The 249-nt window shown below is 51.8% G+C and carries 1 pseudogene; it reads right to left on the bottom strand.

Annotation, left to right across the window (positions count from 1 at the left end):
* Positions 1–81: pseudogene (locus AB4Y34_RS42505) on the bottom strand (IS5/IS1182 family transposase); the annotation flags it as partial.
* Positions 82–249 lie beyond the last annotated feature (168 nt).

The following is a 249-nucleotide window of genomic DNA, read 5'->3' as shown; positions in this document are numbered from 1 at the left end:
CAGCGTCAGATACGGCGCCGCGAAACTCCATTCCTCATCCGACACATCTGTCGGATACCCTTTGCGGTCGGTTCTTTTCATCCCGCCAGGATACCAGGTCTCAATCGAAGTTCCTAACACGCTCTAGTGTCTTGAGTTAAAAATTCATTGAATGATGCCGATCACGTACTAAAGTGTTCTATGTGGCACTTGATGCGAGGGGGCAAGGATGAGCGGACGGCCCAAAGGGGAACTGGTGCTGAGCGAATC

This window comes from Paraburkholderia sp. BR10954, assembly GCF_040965775.1.
GTDB lineage: Bacteria > Pseudomonadota > Gammaproteobacteria > Burkholderiales > Burkholderiaceae > Paraburkholderia > Paraburkholderia youngii.
Note: the sequence above shows the minus strand (reverse complement) of the source record. Positions and strands in the feature narration are given on the sequence as shown.